A 17,788-nucleotide genomic window follows, 5' to 3' on the forward strand; every position below is an offset into this window, starting at 1 on the left:
GACATTCTACGCGTAAAGCGCCGCTCGCGCTGCGCCGGGTGAGACGTTAGCAAGCCCTGTTCGAGGCGGGAATTGGCTTTCCGGATAAGCTGAAAACTTTCGGCCATGGCGAAAGTCGGCTATGAGGCAGCCAAATCGAAAACGGACAAACTGATGCGCGGATATTTTGCAATCGGGGCCGAAGGCCTCTCGAAACGGATGAACCTGGGCACCTTGATGCGCTCTGCCCATGCCTTCGGCGCCAACTTCTTCTTCACGGTGGATGCCGACCAGAAGCTGCGCAAGGCGCCCCCCTCCGACACCTCCAAGAGCCCCGGCCACTTGCCTGTCTTCACCTGGGACAGCGTAGACACGATGGACCTGCCCAGAGGTTGCCAGCTTGTGGGCATCGAGCTCACGGACGAATCGATCGAGCTGCCGAGCTTCGGACATCCCCTTCAGGCAGCCTACGTTCTTGGTCCTGAAAGAGGCTCGCTTTCATCGCAGATGTTGGCGCGCTGCGACCACGTGGTGAAGATCCCGACAAAGTTCTGCATCAATGTCGCCATGGCCGGTGCGATCGTCATGTACGACCGTCACAGGGCGCTGGGTCGCTACGCGGACCGCTCAACCACAGCCGGCGCCCCCAGGATCGAACGTCCGAAACATGTCAGCGGCGGTCCGGTGATGCGCACGGGACGGAAAGTGCCAGGAACCTGAATGAGTTGTGCCTGAACTTCAGGCCACCAGAATTTTGGGTGTCTCTTGCCCGGGGCCCCAATTAGTCCACATCCACGGACGTGTCGGTTTCCAGAAGCTGACGCAACCGTCCGAAGGCAAGCCGGATACGGGATTTGACCGTGCCAAGCGGCAAACCCGTGTGTTCGGCGATCTCGCTGTGCGACTGTCCTGCAAAAAAAGCCAGCCGAACCACATTCCGCTGCTCTTCAGGCAACTGCAACAAAGCAGCACGCACGCGTTTTTCCCGCAGCTTCGCATCCATCTCTTCGGCAATGTCCGGCAGGGGCGTCGGGTGCAGAGACGGATCTTCGGGATCGAGCGCGGCAGACTTCTGGCGGCGGATCCTGTCGATACGCCGGTTCCGGGCAACCCGGAACAGCCAGGTGCTGGCATTGGATTTTTTCGGATCGAACAGATCGGCCTTGCGCCACAGCGTCATCATGACGTCCTGGGCGACTTCTTCGGCAAGGGCCTCATCGGCGCCCTGCTTCATCAGGTAGCCCTTCAGGCGCGGCGCAAAGTGATCGAACAGCTCGATGAAAGCCGCCTTGTCCCGGTCTTCCGCCACTTTGACAATGAGATCGGAAAAATACTGCACCTGCGTCAAAGACAATCAATCCCCCTGCCGATCCATCTTCTTTATCAGGTTCGGCATAATTCGAAAGGGGGGTCAAGCAGGTCTGCCACACTGTTGCCGCGTTTAACCGCAAAGCGATAAGGTTGGTGCACGCACCGAAAAACAGAAAATACAATTGTCGGGCTTCAACCCTTTCGTAACCCGCTTTAAGTTATCATTAAAGCAAGGTTTATATGTCAGACGGCAGTTGAACTAAATTTGACGGAAACTCAAATCCAACGGTGTGGAGATGATGAAAGCAAAATCGCTGGTTCTGGCCATAGCAGGTCTTGCCGTTTCGAGTGCAGCGGCTTTCGCACAAACCCCGACACTTCTGAAGCAGCACAAGGACTGGGCGGCCTATGCGCTGACCAGTGGCGGCGGCAAGGTTTGCTACGCGCTTACCAAACCGACGACGTTGCTTCCGGGAGATCGAAATCACGGGGACGTATTCTTTTTCGTGACCACCCGCCCGGCGGAAGGCGTCTCGTCCGAGCCGAGCCTGCTGGTCGGTTATCCTTTCAAGGACAAATCCTCGGTCAGCGTAGACATTGACGGCAAGGGCTTCACGCTCTTCACCAACAATGACGGTGCCTGGGTCGAAAATGCTGCAACCGAAGCGCAACTCGTTTCTGCCATGAGGGCAGGCCGGGAAATGACGGTGACCGGCGAATCCAGCCGCGGCACCCGCACCACCTACAAGTTCTCGCTGTCCGGCGTCACAGCCGCGATCGACGACTCCAACGCTGCCTGCCGCTAACGCGTTCAGGCAGCAGCTTCTCCGGCTTTCCCCTGCATCCGCAGGGCGAAAAGCCGAAGTCGGCCGGTGGTTTCCTTTCAGTCTCGACGTCACCCTGGACGGGCCAAACGGCCTATCCGGGTCGTTGTCGTTGCGTAAAAACAGCTCTGCATAGCTCCCCTGCACGTCAGCAAACTTGATTTTCGGCGCTTTTTGTGGTTTTGGGAGCGCTTGAAATCAGACCTGCAAGTCAGGTGCCCGGCGACCGCGTAGTCTTGTTCCAAGACGCCTGAAGACCCTGCCGGAAGAGATTACGGATCACGACATGGCAATTACGCTCGACATCGCGCGGGACAATCCGAACGCGCACACCGTTTCAGCCGAAGCCGTCCTGCCCGGCGAAGACAAGCCGACGCTGATCGGCCTGTCGCGCGAGGAACTGGGTGAAGCGCTCGGCACAATCGGCGTGCCGCAGAAGCAATGGCGCATGCGTGCCTCCCAGCTCTGGCACTGGCTTTATGTGCGCGGCGTGTCCGACTTTGCGCATATGACGAATATCGCCAAGGACCTGCGTCAGAAGCTGGACGAAGCCTTCACGATCGCCCGTCCGGAAATTGTGTCCGAGCAGATCTCCGTCGACGGTACCCGCAAGTGGCTGTTCCGCTTTCCCGCGCGCGGCGCCGGCCGCCCGGTCGAGGTAGAAACCGTCTATATTCCTGAAGAGGGCCGCGGCACGCTCTGCGTTTCTTCTCAGGTCGGCTGCACCCTCACCTGCACTTTCTGCCACACGGGCACCCAGAAGATGGTCCGCAATCTGACGGCCGAAGAAATTCTGTCGCAGATCCTGATTGCGCGCGACCGGCTGGGCGATTTCCCGCATGCGGACACCCCTCAGGGCGCCATCGTGCCGTCCGAGGGCCGTCTGGTGACCAACATCGTCATGATGGGCATGGGTGAGCCCCTCTACAATTTCGACAACGTCAAGAAGGCGCTGCTGATCGCGTCCGATGGTGACGGCCTGTCGCTCTCCAAGCGTCGCATCACCCTGTCGACCTCCGGCGTCGTGCCGGAAATCTTCCGCACCGGTGAAGAAATCGGCTGCATGCTGGCCATTTCGCTGCACGCGGTTCGTGACGAGCTGCGCGATGTGCTGGTGCCGATCAACAAGAAATGGAACATCAAGGAACTGCTGGACGCTTGCCGGCAGTATCCGGGCCTGTCCAACGCCAAGCGCATCACCTTCGAATATGTGATGCTGAAGGGTGTCAACGACAGCAATCAGGACGCGCTTGAACTGGTCCGCCTGCTGAAGGGCATTCCGGCCAAGATCAACCTGATTCCCTTCAACCCGTGGCCGGGCACCGATTACGAATGCTCCGACTGGGAGCGGATCGAGGAATTTGCCGACATCGTCAACCGCGCCGGCTATGCCTCTCCGATCCGCACACCACGCGGCCGCGACATCTTCGCCGCCTGCGGACAGCTGAAATCTGCGTCCGAGCGCATGCGAAAGAAGGACCGTGAGGCCCTGGCAGCCTCCTGAGGCAACATCATCTGCTGAACGAAAAACGGCGGCTCACTGGAGCCGCCGTTTTTATCTGATCAGAAAACGTCAAACCAATCTGGAAAAAGGCCGCCCGGAGGCGGCCTTTTTGTATTCTTCGGCGAGGCTCAGACGAGACCGGACTTTGCCAGCGGCAGGCTGGTTGACCACTCGCCCTTGGCAGCGGCAATCGCGTTGGCGACAGCCGGGCCGATTGGCGGAGTACCGGGCTCACCGATACCGGTCGGTGCTTCGTTCGAAGGAACGATATGCACCTCGATTTCCGGCATGTCGGACATCCGGATCGGCTCGTAGGTGTCGAAGTTGGTTTCCTCGACAACACCATCCGCAAGCGTCACCTGGTTCCGCAGGATCGCACCAAGGCCGTAGCCGATGCCGCCTTCGACCTGTGCCCGGATATTGTCCGGGTTGATCGGCGTGCCGCAGTCGACCGCTGCCGTCACCTTTTCCACCTTCACAGTGCCGTCGTCGCGGAAGGAGATTTCCGCCACTTCCGCCACAAAGGAGCCGAAGGACTTGTGCACGGCGACACCGCGGTGACGCCCTTCAGGCAAGGGCGTGTCCCAGCCCGCCTTTTCAGCCGCCAGCTTCAACACGCCCACCTTGCGCGGATCGTCCTTGATCATCTCGAGGCGATAGGCAACCGGATCCTTGCCGGCTTCCTTGGCCAGACGATCGATCATGGTTTCCATGACGTAGGCCGTGTGGGTGTGACCGACCGAACGCCACCACAGAACCGGCACCTTCGTTTCCTGGAAGGACTGGTCCATGTTCATCAGCGGAAACGCATAGGTGGTGTCATGCGCGCCTTCGGTCATGTTGTGGTCGACACCGTCCTTCATCAGCATGGCTTCGAAAGGCGTGCCCTTGACGATGGACTTGGCGGCGATGTTGTACTTGAACGCCGTCACGTTGCCCTGGTCATCAAGACCGACCCGCAGCCGGTGAGCCGACATCGGACGGTAGTACCCTCCGGCCATGTCGTCCTCACGGGTCCAGACGATCTTCACCGGAGCCGGCGCCATGCCGGCGGCCTGCATCGCCTTGGCCAGGGTGGTGATTTCCACGACCGGATGCGCATCGGCCTGGGCGCGGCGCCCGAAGGACCCGCCTGCCCACAGGGTGTTGATCTTGACCTTCTCGAACGGAATGCCGAGTACGGTGGCCGCCACGTTGTGGTCGATGGTCGGGATCTGGGAAGCGAACCAGAATTCCGCCGTTTCACCGTCGAACATCATGGCGATGTCGAGCGGTTCCATGGCGCCATGGGCCAGGAACGGGAAGTCATAGTCGGCTTCGATGACCTTGGCCGAAGCTTCCAGCGCCGCGTCGACATCACCGTCTTCGCGAACCTTCACACCCGGCTTGGTGGTCATGTCCTTCAGTTCGGCGATCATCGCATCGCTGGACCGGGTTTCCGCCTCGGCATCATCCCACTCGATTTCGAGCAGGGACCGGCCGTTGATTGCCGGCCAGGTGGACTTGGCGATCACCGCAACCCCGTTCGGGATCTGCAGCACGTTGACGACGCCCGGCACCTTCTTGGCTTCGGTGGCGTCAAACGACTTCACCTTGCCGCCAAAACGGGGAGAGCGGGCGACAACGGCAACCAGCAGGTCATCACGCTGGAAGTCCATCGTGTAGGTTCTGGGCGCACCGACGGTCTTGTTCTTGACGTCGAGACGCGGGAACGATTTGCCGATGTAGACCCACTGGTCCGGTGTCTTCAGTGTCGGCTCTGCCGGAACGTCCTCGTTGGCGGCAAGACCGGCAAGCTCACCCAGGGTCGCGGACTTGTCCGCACCATGAGAAACGACGCCGCCCGACACGGTGATTTCACCCGCCGGTACACCCCATTCCTTTGCCGCGGCGGCAACGATCATCGCTTTTGCCGCGGCACCGGCCTGACGGTACTGCATGAAGGAGTTCGCCATGGCCGTGGACCCGCCGGTGCCCTGCACGCCGAACAGCGAGTTGGCATAGACCTGAGGGTTGGACGGTGCAAATTCGACAGTGACCTGCTCCCAGGAAGCGTCGAGTTCGTCGGCGACCAGACTGCACAGACCACTGGCCGTGCCCTGCCCCATGTCGAAGTGCTTGGACAGGACCACGACCGTGTTGTCCGGACGGATGTGAACGAAGGGCTGGATGAACTCGCCTTCGGCGGCCGAGGCAGTCGAGCGCGGCAGGTTCATGGCAAGCACCAGGCCACCAACGGTGCCGGCGGACATCTTCAGGAAGGTGCGCCGCGTCGGCATTGCGGCTGCCAGCGGTTGTTTCAGGAGATGCAGCATGGCTCAGGCCTCCATCTTGTCTGAAGCAAGGTGGATGGCCTTGCGGATCCGGGCATAGGTGGCGCAGCGGCAGACATTGCCGTCCATGGCTGCGTCGATGTCCTCGTCGGTCGGCTTGGGCGTTTCGGCAAGCAAGGCTGTTGCGGCCATGATCTGGCCGGACTGGCAATACCCGCATTGCGGCACGTCCAGCTCGTTCCAGGCGGCCTGGACAGCAGCAGCCGCCTTGCCGTCGATACCTTCGATCGTTGTGATTTCAGCGCCTTCAAGGTCGCCGACGAACGTCTGGCAGGACCGGACCGGAATACCGTCCATGTGAACCGTGCAGGCACCGCAGGAAGCGATGCCGCAACCGAACTTTGTCCCCGTCATTCCCAGCTCGTCGCGCAGAGCCCACAGCAGGGGGCTCTCGGGATCCGCGTCGAGCGTACGCGTTTCCCCGTTGATTTTTAATGTCACTGACATGAGGAGGCGTCTCCTTTGGCTGGCCAATTCTGGCTAAAGGATGTAAACTACACCGTGCAGTTTAGTTCGTAACTGCACATCTGTAAACGCCAGAGTTTACATAGGGCGCGATTTTTGGGATTAAAGAGGCGGGGGTCCTGTCGTCTGACAGATAATGCAACGGGGTATATATGAGTAGGTAATGTCCGTATCGGATCAGAAAAAGAAGCAGATCGTCGAGGCTGCAATCGCCGAGTTTCAGGAAAAGGGTTATGCCGGAGCCAGCATGGACCGGATTTCCGAGCGAGCCCAGGTTTCCAAGCGCACGGTCTACAATCACTTTGAAAGCAAGGACGTGCTTTTCAAGGAGATCAACCAGTGCCTTGCCGATCAGATCAACTCGGCGCTTGAAGTCGCCTACGACCCGGCGGCGCCCATTCGCGATGCCCTGGTGCGTCTCGGCTGGGCCGAAGGCGAGCTCATGATCAATCCGTGCTTCATGAGCCTGGCCCGCATGGTCATGAGCGAAACGATCCGAGACCCGGCCCTTGCAGCCGATATGGACAGCCGCATGACCAAGATCTCCGTCTTTACCGAGTTCATGGATCGCGCCACGCGTGAAGGCAAGCTCACGGCCGACGACCCGTCCCTGGCGGCCACGCAATTTCTCGGCCTGATCAAGGCCCGATCCTTCTACCCGAACATCCACAGCGGCCGCGTGACGACCCGCCCCGAGATGGAACGGATCATCGAGGAAAGCGTCGACATGTTCCTGGCCCGATATGGCGCCAGGGCGACCGCGCAAACGGTGGCGGCGCAGTAACAGGCGACCGCCAAAATTTCCCGACATGGCAGATCGACCCGTGTAGAGCGAAACGCGACGAAATGAGTGCATCGCGGGGCTTGCGCCATGCATAGAACCGGCTAAATTGCCGCAAATTTTCATCGGCGGGAAACCGCCAGGAACATCGAACTGGATTTTTCCCAAAATGGCGCATGGTGACATCAAAAAAGTCGTGCTGGCCTATTCCGGCGGCCTCGACACCTCCATCATCCTGAAATGGCTGCAGACCGAACTGGGCTGCGAAGTGGTGACTTTCACCGCCGATCTCGGCCAGGGCGAGGAACTGGAGCCGGCGCGCAAGAAAGCCGAAATGCTCGGCATCAAGGAAATCTACATCGACGACCTGCGCGAGGAATTCATTCGCGATTTCGTCTTCCCGATGTTCCGCGCCAACGCTGTCTATGAAGGCGTCTACCTGCTCGGCACTTCCATCGCCCGGCCGCTGATTTCCAAGCGCCTGATCGAGATTGCCGAAGAAACCGGCGCTGACGCGATTGCCCACGGCGCAACCGGCAAGGGCAACGACCAGGTGCGTTTCGAACTGTCCGCCTATGCCCTCAACCCGGACATCAAGGTGATCGCGCCGTGGCGCGACTGGACGTTCAAGTCCCGGACCGACCTTCTGGAGTTCGCCGAACAGCACCAGATCCCGGTTCCGAAAGACAAGCGCGGCGAAGCTCCGTTCTCCGTCGACGCCAACATGCTGCACTCCTCATCGGAAGGCAAAGTTCTGGAAGACCCGGCCGAGGAAGCACCGAACTACGTGTTCCAGCGCACGGTTGACCCGACCGAAGCACCGGACGAAGTCACCTACATCGAAATCGGCTTCGAAAAGGGCGACGCCGTCTCCCTCAATGGCGAGAAGATGTCGCCGGCAACGCTCTTTGCCAAACTCAACGACTATGGCCGCGACAACGGCATCGGCCGTCTCGACATGGTCGAGAACCGCTTCGTCGGCATGAAGAGCCGCGGCATCTACGAAACGCCGGGCGGCACCATCCTCCTGACGGCGCACCGCGCCATGGAATCCATCACGCTCGACCGCGGTGCCTCGCACCTGAAGGACGAACTGATGCCGCGTTACGCCGAGCTGATCTACAACGGGTTCTGGTTCTCGCCGGAGCGCGAGATGCTGCAGGCCCTCATCGACAAGAGCCAGGAGCATGTCACCGGCTCCGTCAAGCTGAAGCTCTACAAGGGCAACGTCATCCTCGTCGGCCGGTCCTCGCCCTATTCGCTCTATTCCGAAGAGCTGGTCACCTTCGAGGACGACCAGGGTGCTTACGACCAGAAGGACGCCGCCGGCTTCATCAAGCTGAACGCCCTGCGCCTGCGCACCCTCGCCAAGCGCGACCGGATCGGCTGAGATCTCTGACATGACAACACCGGCGGCAGCAAAGCTCGAACAGAACCTTGCTGCCGCCGGTTTTTTGTTGCTCGGCGGCTTTGCTCCTGATGGCACCGTTGCCGTTCCAGCTCTTGCCAGCGGCAAGCAGGCCCGAAGCCTTCTCCTGATCGGCAGCACAGGTCCGTCGATCTGGCCGCACCTGACGGCAAGTCCGGAATACAAAAACGGCCACCCGGATCCTCTCGACCGCTACACGCGGCGCAGGCTTTTGGACCTTGCCGAGGCATCCGGCTACGAACCGGTGTTTCCCTTCGAAGGCCCGCCCTATCACCCGTTCCAGCAATGGGCGATGAAGTGCGGCGGCTTCTCCCAAAGCCCCCTCGGCGTCCTCGCCCACCGAACCTTCGGGCCCTGGGCTGGCTTCCGCGCAGCGTTTCTGAGTGCGGACCCCTTTGACGGACCGAAGCCGGTCACGATGGACGGCCCCTGCCCGACCTGCACCGATGCACCTTGCCTCGCGGTTTGCCCGGTCGGTGCCGTTACGGTGCACGAAGGCTACAAGGTCACTGACTGCCGAAACCATCTGGCGACCAGCCGCCACCTGGATTGCTGGTCCGGCTGCCTGGCAAGACGGGCCTGCCCCTTTGGCCAGGAGCACCGACAAAGCCAGGCAACAGCCGGGTTTCACATGGAGAGTTTCCTGGGGCTCTAGTTGCTCAACGATGCCTTGAGTTGAACCGGTCCTGCAGCCGTCAAGGTGCGAGGATCAATCTTTGGCATCAGGTGCAACCAGGCAACCTTTCCAGGCTGGAACTGGTTGCGGCCACTGCGCGAAAACAAGGGCGGATGGTGGTCACCGACAAGTAAAAACTCAGTATTTGTCAAATTTTTCGTCAAAGCAATGTCACGCACCAGATGTGCAACATTCAGCCATTGTTCGCCCATCAAGCACAATTCTCGATCCTCGAATATCCCGCCTGTTTCGCATGATAACCTCGCAGGGGCTTCTCCCGGCTGAACTGGTTTGTGGGAATTGAGCGTCAGCCAGTACACGAACTTCGGTTCGTTCGGCCGATCTATCAGATAGGATTTGACCGATCTGGCAACATCAGGATCACAAAGTCCCCTGAAGGTGCTGCCACACCGGCGGGCCGTGTCGCTGGAATCCAGACCTGCGTTCTGTTCCAGAAAAAATAGATCCTGAAATCCGATCTTCGGAAACCAATCTTTTCGTTCAAAAAACTCGTTCGTGAACGCATGAAACGCTGCAGTCCGATAGCCCGCGTTCAACGCTTGCTGAGGCAAACAGTCCGCGCTGTCCTTATCACGAAAGTCCCTGTAATCGGCCTTGAGATTACAGAGTTCACGCGCTTCACCAGACGTAGTCGAACCGAAAAATTCGGTCGTGCCACGTTCGATCAAATAGCCCTGCTTCACTTCGTCAGCAAGGAGTGGACCCCAGACGGCTTCCTGCTTCTTGCTTGAGGTAAAAGCACCTAGCCCCTCAACCATGACCACGACTACATTTGGCTGAAATGGCGTTTCCATATGTTCCACCAGATCCACCTGTTGGCTGGCCGCATGGTCAATCGGCACATAACTTTCTGAAAAACCGCTCGCGACCTCGACCGATTTCTGCGGCGTCAAATTCACCCACCAGTCAACCGCACAGAAGGTGGTCAAAACCATCGCGAATGGCACAAGTCGGATTTTGTGCCGATGGAGGCTTAGCCGTGTCACGGTCACATAAGTTAACCAAAAGGAGCACAACAGAGCTGATACAACCAGAAAATAGAGTAGAGACTGAAAGACACTAAGGTTTGCCGCGTAGCGGAGTGAGTCCACTATCATCGTGAGTGGCATCTGAAAATAAAAAGAGGTAAAAACAAGAGAATCGATCAAGAATATAAGAAATAAAAGTCCAAAAAACACATGTCGATTTATAACTAACCCTAAGACACAGATCAATCCCAGCACAGATATAAATATCGACCGAACAGGACTAAAGTAAATTGAGCATAATATGTAAAAGGCATTCGGTATCAGGATTGGAAGAGTAGCAAATATTATTGTTTCTTTTGAGAGCCAGTTGTTTTCGCGTAATCGCGCTGTTAGTGTGGAAATTGGTTGCATGATTCCGTCCTTAAAATTAATAGGCGAATTGACAAGCGGAAACTGCAACCTATAAGTTTATATCAAATTAAAATATCGCAAAAAGTGTATACGGGTTGTGCACGAACCTGCAAGGCAGGCGCACAAAGCCAGCCTGCGCATGGGACATGCGTTAACAGGTTGAAATGATGATGCTGTCTGGAATACGACTGCGGCTCGGAAAGGTCAGTGACCGATCAAGGTGACACTCTCCATGCGCCTTGTCGAACTCACGCGCGTGTCGTGGAACGAGAAGCTACACAACCATACATTCAGATTGTTCGGCGCTTTTGGAGGACGATACCAGCCATTAGTTCTGAACGTCAGCAGGTCCTGCAGACAACTTTGCCGCAAGTGTCTGTTGCTCGTCTCTTTTAGGCTTAAGGTGAAGCCAGGCAACTCTTCCTGGAGCAAACTTGTTGCGCGCACTCCGCGAAAAAAGAGGCGGATGGTGATCGCCGACAAGCACAATTTCGGTTTCCGCGAGACTCTCATCAAGCGCGATGGCCTTGACCAGATGTGAGACATTCACCCACTGCTCCGCCATCCGGCAAAGTTCGACATCTCCAAAAACACCGCCGCCATCGTCACAGGAAAATCTAGGCGGCACTTCGCCTGGGTTGACCGGCTTGTGGGAATTCAGCGTAAGCCAATAGGCAAACTTGCGGTCACCGTCAGCTTCCAACAGAAATTTCCCAACGGCTTCGGCAGCGTCTTCATCGCAATATCCCTGGAAAGCAATTCCGCACAGGGGCAGGGTTCGGTCAGCGCCAAACCCAAGTTTGTTTTCCATGAAGAAGAGGTCCTGGAAGCCGATCTTCGGATACCAATCGAGCCGTTCGAAGAAGTTGCCCGTAAAGGCATGAAACGCGGCTGTGCGGTATCCCGCTTTGACGGCTTTCAGCGGAAGACACTCACCACTCTCCCGATCGCGAAAATCCCGATAATCCGCCTTGAGATTGCAAAGCTCGCGAACCTCGCCGGAGGTCGTCGACCCGAAATACACCGCGTCGCCTTGTTCAACGACATAGTGCTCGGCAACATCGCGTTCCAACAGAGGTTGCCAGATCAGGTCTCGCAGTTCCTGAGAAGCAAACGCGCCCAGGCCTTCCACCATCACCACAAGCACATTGCGCTTTTGTGCATCGTCCAGATGATCTTCCAGGCCGCTGTAGAGACTGGCCGCATCGTCGGTTGGCACATAGCTTTCCTCAACGCTCGTGGCTGCCAACGCATATTCCTGAGGCAGGGAATTCGCCCACCAGTCGATACCGGCGTAGATCGCCAGCACCACGAAAAAAGGCGCCAGGTTCACTGTCTGGCGGTTCTGACGGGTGCGAACCACGACTTTGTACGTCAGGGCAAAGGACACCAGCAGAACAATGGCGGCCGCAAGGTAGACTGCAGAATTCATCAGGCTGAGATTGCCAGCGTAACGCAGGGAGTCGACCAGCATTGGCAACGGCATCTGGAAAAAGTTGGAAATCAGGACAAGAACGTCAACGGTCATCACCGCAAGAAGCAGAACAAAGAAGATAGACCGATGCAGGTAGAGCCCCAGCAGACAGATCAAGGACAACAGGAGTACGAAGAACGTCCGGAAAGGGCAGTAGAACAAGCTGAGAAAAATGAAGACGGCATTCGGGATCAGGATAGCCCCAAAGGCAAACGTGAGCGTATCTGCCGACAGGAGATGCCGCTTCTCAAGAGCATTTTTCAGACTTTGAACAACTGACATGAATACGGGACCTGGATATTCTCCAGCCGGATCCTGTCCAAGAATGTTTAAATTAACGTTCCAACCGTCGGTTTCGCCGCCCCGGCGCTATCGCCACTCGGTTCTAAACTTCACCCGTCCAGCTTCACCACGCCATCCTGGTCCGGGCAGGTTTCCAATGCTTCCATCGCGGTGCGGCCGTCGCCCAATGGGGCGTCGGGCCAGATTTCGGCGAGCGGGATCAGAACGAAGGCCCGGTCGCCCATGCGCGGGTGCGGGATTTCGAGGTCGTTTTCGGCAACCTTTTGCAGACCGTAGATCAGAACATCGATGTCCAGCGTTCTCGGTCCCCAGCGCACGTCCCGCACACGTCCGAGTTCGGTCTCGATTTCAAGACAGCGCTTCAGCAGCGCCTGCGGGCTCATGGTGGTATCGATCACCACGCAGCAATTGCGGAAATCGTCCTGCGGCACCGGCCCCCAGGGCGGCGTCCGGTAATCGGAGGACCGGGACACCAGCATGACGCCGGGCGTTTCTTCCAGCCGGCGGATGGCCTCATCCAGATTGGCCTTCGGGTCACCAAGGTTGGATCCGAGCCCAAGCGCACAGCGGGTCGGGGCGTCAGCCATCGCATTTTCGGCATTCATTCGACAGGGTTCCGTTCCAGGCGGGTTGCCTCGATCATACGCACGCAATCGGCATGTGGACTTACGTCATGCGCCCGCACAATCGCGGCCCCTTTCAGCATGGCCGTCATGTGAACGGCAACGGATCCGAACAGCCGGTCTTCCGTTTCCGCTTCCAGCACGGCACCGATCATGCGCTTGCGCGACGCACCCGCCAACAGCGGCAGGCCGTGTTTCTTCAGCGTTTCGAAACGGTTCAGGACGATGAAATTCTGGTTGATGGTCTTGCCGAAGCCAAAGCCCGGATCAAGGATCTGCTTTTCCCTGGCGATCCCTGCCTTTTCCGCCAGGCCCATCGAGATTTCGAAGAACCGGTCGATGTCCGAAAGAATGTCCAGTCCGGCATCGGCGGCAAGACGGTTATGCATCATAACCACATGCACGCCGGCCTCGGCAACAACGTCAGCCATGGCCGGATCCTTTTGCAGACCCCACACATCATTGACGATGACCGCCCCTGCCGCGCAGGCGCGACGCGCGATCTCCGCCTTGTAGGTATCGATCGATACGGGCGTCCCCATGTCGATCACCTGATCGAGGATCGGATCGAGCCGCGACCATTCCAGGTCCAGCGGCACCGGTTCGGAGCCCGGCCGCGTGCTTTCGCCGCCGACATCCAGAATATCGGCCCCTTCCAGAATCATTTCCTGTGCACGCCGCAAGGCGGCATCCGCATTGGCGTGGCGCCCGCCATCGGAAAAGGAATCCGGGGTCACGTTCAGGATCCCCATCACGTGGGGGCGTTGGTGTCCGGCGTCGAAACGCGGCGGCTCGTAGGCTGTCGGGGTCGGCATCATTGCGTCCTTTTGACGGTCAGGCACGTGTTTGGCCCGTCTGACACCGACGGTCAAGCGGCACCAATGCGACTTCGCCCTGCTTGACCCCGCTCCAAGGCTGTGGACGATCACGATTTGGAAGCAATTTGGAGGTTCAATCGTTCCGCGGCGGTTTTCCGGCAATCCGCACACGCCGTCATCAAAAATTCGGGAAACGGTCTTGGAACAGACATCCGTCTGTCACGGAGCTTCAGCACCTGATGTTTTTGCCAAGGGACTCGCCCCTGCGGTCCCCAGCCACGGAGCTTGAAAATGTCTTCAAACGTTTCTCGTCGCAATTTTCTGAAATCATCGGTTGCTACCGGTCTGGTACTGACCTCACCGCTGGCCATGCCGGGCCTGTCGCGCGCCGCCTCGCGCCCGCAGATCACGCACGGCCTTCAATCCGGCGACGTTGATGCCAATTCCGGCATGATCTGGGCCCGCTCGGACCGCCCGGCGCAAATGCTGGTTGAGGTCGACACCACCGGCACGTTCGAAACGCCGCGGCGCCTTGCCCCGATCAATGCGCTTCCGGACACGGATTTTGCCGTCAAGCGACTGCTTGAGAACCTGCCGTCTGATCAGGATGTCTTCTACCGCGTCGCCTTTGCCGACCTGAACGACGTCAATGCCGTATCCGAGCCGATGACCGGCCGCTTCCGCACCGCCCCGGCGTCCCGCCGCAACATTCGTTTCGCCTGGTCGGGCGATACCGCCGGCCAGGGCTGGGGGATCGATACCGACCGTGGCGGCATGAAGACCTACGCCACCATGGCAAAACATCAGCCGGACTTCTTCATCCACTCCGGCGACACGATTTATGCCGATGGCCCGATGAAGGAAACCGTCGAGCTGAAGGACGGCACCGTTTGGAAGAACATCGTCACGGAAGAAAAATCCAAGGTTGCCGAAACGCTGGACGAATACCGCGGCCAGTGGAAATACAACCTCATGGACGAGAACCTCAAGGCGTTCAACGCGGAAGTGCCGACCTTCTTCCAGTGGGACGATCATGAAGTCGTCAACAACTGGTCGTCCTCCAAGGACCTCCTGTCCGATGATCGCTACAGCGAGAAGAACATCCACCTGCTGGCCGCCCGCGCCGGCCGGGCTTTCCACGAGCTGGCTCCCATCCGCTACACCCCGGCCGAGCCGGGTCGCGTCTACCGCAAGATCGCCTATGGTCCGCTGCTGGACGTATTCTTCCTGGACCTGCGCTCCTATCGCGGGCCGAACGGCGCCTCGATGGAAGACACCATGACACCGGCTTCGCGCATCCTCGGCGCCGAGCAGCTTGCCTGGCTGAAGCGTGAACTTCTGAATTCCAACGCCACCTGGAAGGTCATCGCCTGCGACATGCCGATCGGCCTGATCGTCTGGGACAACTGGAAAGACCAGGCCGGCGCCGAAGCGGTTGCCAACGGCGATCACGGCGCTCCGAAAGGCCGAGAACTGGAATTTGCCGATCTGCTGCGCTTCATCAAGACGGCAGACATCGACAACATCGTCTGGCTGACCGCCGATGTGCACTACACCGCCGCGCATTACTACAATCCGGACAAGGCCCAGTTCCAGGACTTCAAGCCGTTCTGGGAATTCGTCTCCGGCCCGATCCATGCCGGCACCTTCGGCCCGAACGATCTCGACATGACCTTCGGCCCGGAGCTTAAGTACATCAAGGCCCCGACTGCGGAACAGGGTGCCAACCTGCCCCCGTCCATGGGGCTGCAGTTCTTCGGCCTGGTCGACATCGACGGTCAGAGCGAACAGCTCACCGTCCGCCTGATGGACCGTGACGACGTCGAACTGCACACCGTCACGCTGGACCCGGTTCGCAAGGCCTGATCTGAGTTTCCAGAAAAAAGAGCGGGCCGGGAAACCGGCCCGTTTGCTTTTAAAAAAACCTACCGTCGTCATCCCGGACGCAGCGAAGCGGAGATCCGGGACCGGAGAGCCGAGGTGTTTCCGATGGAGACTTATCATTCGGCGCTGTGCCTCCCCGGTCCCGGCTCGCGCTGCGCTTGGCCGGGATGACGACGGAGAGGCGGATAATGTGCGCCTACTCCGCCGCCGCCGGCTGACGGATCTGGCTGCGCAGGATCAGGAACAGAATGATGCCGGCGATGGGCATACCCGGCAGAATGAAAGCGAGGCCAAGGATCGGCTCTCCGAGCGCGGCGATCGCGAGGCTGGCGACAATGCCGCCACCGAACTGCAGAAAGCCGAGCATGGAACTTGCCGAACCGGCGATATGCGGGAATGGTGCCATGGATTCGGTGAAGCTTGCCGGCAGAACCAGCGCCAGCGCGAAGGTGAACAGCGCCACCGGCCCCATCACCGTCAGGATCGTCGGTTCATGGGTGAGCGTGACATAGCACATCAGCGTTGACGCAACGACCCAAAGGCTAAGCCCGTAGGGCACCAGCTTGCGGGCTTCGAAGAAGCGAAGGAGACGCCCGGTCAGGATGGTTCCCGAAATGAAGGAGCCCGACTGGATGATCATGGTCAGCCCGAAGGCGGACGGCGTCAGACCGACTTCATAGATCAGGATGAAAGGCAGGACGGTCGCCAGGGCATAAAGGTTGCCAAGCCCGAAACCGATGAGAAGGCTTGGCGCCAGGAACCTCGGGTCCTTCAGCAAGGTGCCGTAGTTGATCGCAAGTTGCCGCGGATTGAGGTGATGCTTGCCCGGCTGCGGGTTGGTTTCAACCTGAAACACGAGCACCGCAACCATCAGCAACGCACCGTAGATCACCATGCACCAGAACACTTCCTGCCAGCCGAACAGTTCCAGCACGATTCCGCCGATCGTCGGCGAAATCGCCGGACCAAGGGCCAGCATCATCGCGATCGTATTCATGATCCTGGCAGAGGCCTGGCCGGTAAACTGGTCACGGACGATGGCGCGCGACACCGCGATGCCGACCGCGGCCCCCACACCTTGAAGGGCTCGGGCAAAGACCATGAACTCGACAGTCGGCGCGAAGGTCGCCAGCACGCTTGAGACGAGATAGAGGACCAGGAAGGCGATCGTGACCGGCTTGCGTCCAAAGGCGTCCGTCAAAGGGCCGCAAACCAGCTGCGTGACGGCAAAACCGGCGAAATACGCCGTCAGGGTTAGCTTGACCGCTGAATCGGTGGTCCCGAAGGCTTCGACCAGGGCCGGCATGGCCGGGGTATAAAGCGCCATCGAAATGGGGCCGATAGCGACAAGCCCGGCCCCGAGAAGCGATGTACGTCTTGCGCTCATGATTGAGCTGTCGGCGGTCATTTCTGTTTCCCTTTGGAAACCTCCTGCAGCAGGCTGTCCTTCATGGTCTGCAGAAGCGATTCCAGTATCTGCCGTTGGTCGGCGGGAATGTCCTCAAGCGCCCTGGAGCGCACCTCTTGCAGGGCAGTCCCAATTTTCTCAAGCAATGGATCGGCCAACGGCGTCAGCTCGATTATCTTGGCCCGGCGGTCGTTCGGGTCCTGGCAGCGGCGGATCAATCCGGCCTTTTCGAGCGTGTCGAGGTACCCGACCAGGGTCATAGGCTCGACATACATCGCATCTGCCAGAACGGCCTGCCGTTGACCCGGAAGTCGCCAGACATAAAACAGCGTACGCGCTTCTCCGGCAGTCAGACCAGTGTCGACCTTGGATAACTCCGCCTCGAAGTTTCGCCGCAGCAACCGTGCCAGATCAACGACCAGCATGGTGACACCGACATTCGGAGTTGGAACTCCCATCGCCACCCCATTTTAGTAAGGTTACCTTACGAATACGGCGCTTCAGGAAGCACTGTCAATGCGTAGATGTGACATTGCGTTGCACAATTCCCTCGCGCCACGTATAAAGGCGCCAAAT

Annotated in this window: 16 protein-coding genes; 7 read left to right on the forward strand and 9 right to left on the reverse strand. The window is 58.9% G+C overall.

What is annotated here, in order from left to right; translation table 11 throughout:
• The first annotated feature begins 153 nt into the window (after nucleotides 1-153).
• Complete coding sequence (locus ACVDG9_RS23495) at nucleotides 154-699, forward strand: RNA methyltransferase (protein WP_447239121.1); 546 nt, start codon at nucleotides 154-156, stop codon at nucleotides 697-699.
• A 61-nt stretch (nucleotides 700-760) separates the two neighbouring features.
• Here the strand turns inward: ACVDG9_RS23495 and ACVDG9_RS23500 are convergent, their stop codons facing one another.
• The gene (locus ACVDG9_RS23500; protein WP_447239122.1) at nucleotides 761-1,333 is read right to left on the reverse strand and encodes a sigma-70 family RNA polymerase sigma factor; all 573 of its coding nucleotides are present in this window, start codon (nucleotides 1,331-1,333) and stop codon (nucleotides 761-763) included.
• A 253-nt stretch (nucleotides 1,334-1,586) separates the two neighbouring features.
• Between ACVDG9_RS23500 and ACVDG9_RS23505 the strand changes: the two genes are divergently transcribed.
• Both ACVDG9_RS23505 and rlmN read left to right on the forward strand, forming a co-directional pair.
• Nucleotides 1,587-2,096, forward strand: a complete 510-nt coding sequence (locus ACVDG9_RS23505; RefSeq protein WP_023002837.1) for an invasion associated locus B family protein — start codon at nucleotides 1,587-1,589, stop codon at nucleotides 2,094-2,096.
• 304 nt (nucleotides 2,097-2,400) lie between these two features.
• The gene (rlmN, locus tag ACVDG9_RS23510) at nucleotides 2,401-3,618 is read left to right on the forward strand and encodes a dual-specificity RNA methyltransferase RlmN (protein WP_077291540.1); all 1,218 of its coding nucleotides are present in this window, start codon (nucleotides 2,401-2,403) and stop codon (nucleotides 3,616-3,618) included.
• Between the two features lie 128 nt (nucleotides 3,619-3,746).
• On the opposite strand, the gene ACVDG9_RS23515 is transcribed toward rlmN, so the two are convergent.
• Nucleotides 3,747-5,933, reverse strand: coding sequence for a xanthine dehydrogenase family protein molybdopterin-binding subunit (locus ACVDG9_RS23515; protein WP_370200627.1), 2,187 nt, complete (start codon nucleotides 5,931-5,933; stop codon nucleotides 3,747-3,749).
• Nucleotides 5,934-5,936: 3 nt separating this feature from the next.
• The gene (locus ACVDG9_RS23520) at nucleotides 5,937-6,398 is read right to left on the reverse strand and encodes a (2Fe-2S)-binding protein (protein ID WP_023002833.1); all 462 of its coding nucleotides are present in this window, start codon (nucleotides 6,396-6,398) and stop codon (nucleotides 5,937-5,939) included.
• Nucleotides 6,399-6,579: 181 nt separating this feature from the next.
• Here ACVDG9_RS23520 and ACVDG9_RS23525 point away from each other — a divergent pair, with 181 nt between their 5' ends.
• The 3 genes from ACVDG9_RS23525 (at nucleotide 6,580) to ACVDG9_RS23535 (ending at nucleotide 9,281) form a co-directional block, all read left to right on the forward strand.
• Complete coding sequence (locus ACVDG9_RS23525; protein WP_152505326.1) at nucleotides 6,580-7,200, forward strand: TetR/AcrR family transcriptional regulator; 621 nt, start codon at nucleotides 6,580-6,582, stop codon at nucleotides 7,198-7,200.
• A gap of 166 nt (nucleotides 7,201-7,366) precedes the next feature.
• On the forward strand, nucleotides 7,367-8,587 hold the full coding sequence (locus ACVDG9_RS23530) for an argininosuccinate synthase (protein ID WP_023002831.1): 1,221 nt from the start codon (nucleotides 7,367-7,369) through the stop codon (nucleotides 8,585-8,587).
• A gap of 10 nt (nucleotides 8,588-8,597) precedes the next feature.
• A complete protein-coding gene (locus ACVDG9_RS23535; RefSeq protein WP_447239124.1) occupies nucleotides 8,598-9,281 on the forward strand; it encodes a hypothetical protein in 684 nt (227 codons plus the stop codon).
• Here the strand turns inward: ACVDG9_RS23535 and ACVDG9_RS23540 are convergent.
• The 4 genes from ACVDG9_RS23540 to folP form a co-directional block, all read right to left on the reverse strand.
• Entirely contained in the window at nucleotides 9,278-10,258 is a 981-nt protein-coding gene (locus ACVDG9_RS23540; protein WP_447239125.1) for a sulfatase-like hydrolase/transferase, read from the reverse strand. The two genes, ACVDG9_RS23535 and ACVDG9_RS23540, sit on opposite strands and share 4 nt — an antisense overlap.
• Before the next feature lie 772 nt (nucleotides 10,259-11,030).
• Nucleotides 11,031-12,458, reverse strand: a complete 1,428-nt coding sequence (locus ACVDG9_RS23545; RefSeq protein ID WP_447239126.1) for a sulfatase-like hydrolase/transferase — start codon at nucleotides 12,456-12,458, stop codon at nucleotides 11,031-11,033.
• 110 nt (nucleotides 12,459-12,568) lie between these two features.
• Entirely contained in the window at nucleotides 12,569-13,084 is a 516-nt protein-coding gene (gene folK, locus ACVDG9_RS23550; RefSeq protein WP_077291535.1) for a 2-amino-4-hydroxy-6-hydroxymethyldihydropteridine diphosphokinase, read from the reverse strand.
• Nucleotides 13,081-13,917, reverse strand: coding sequence for a dihydropteroate synthase (gene folP, locus ACVDG9_RS23555; RefSeq protein ID WP_447239127.1), 837 nt, complete (start codon nucleotides 13,915-13,917; stop codon nucleotides 13,081-13,083). The genes folK and folP overlap by 4 nt, the downstream gene beginning before the upstream one ends.
• 294 nt (nucleotides 13,918-14,211) lie before the next feature.
• Here folP and ACVDG9_RS23560 point away from each other — a divergent pair, with 294 nt between their 5' ends.
• A complete protein-coding gene (locus tag ACVDG9_RS23560) occupies nucleotides 14,212-15,786 on the forward strand; it encodes an alkaline phosphatase D family protein (RefSeq protein ID WP_447239128.1) in 1,575 nt (524 codons plus the stop codon).
• Between the two features lie 214 nt (nucleotides 15,787-16,000).
• Here the strand turns inward: ACVDG9_RS23560 and ACVDG9_RS23565 are convergent, their stop codons facing one another.
• A complete protein-coding gene (locus ACVDG9_RS23565; RefSeq protein WP_023002824.1) occupies nucleotides 16,001-17,212 on the reverse strand; it encodes a multidrug effflux MFS transporter in 1,212 nt (403 codons plus the stop codon).
• On the reverse strand, nucleotides 17,209-17,670 hold the full coding sequence (locus tag ACVDG9_RS23570; protein ID WP_152505321.1) for a MarR family winged helix-turn-helix transcriptional regulator: 462 nt from the start codon (nucleotides 17,668-17,670) through the stop codon (nucleotides 17,209-17,211). Before ACVDG9_RS23570 ends, ACVDG9_RS23565 begins: the two co-directional genes overlap by 4 nt.
• Nucleotides 17,671-17,788: the final 118 nt, after the last annotated feature.

Source organism: Roseibium sp. RP-7 (assembly GCF_053005225.1).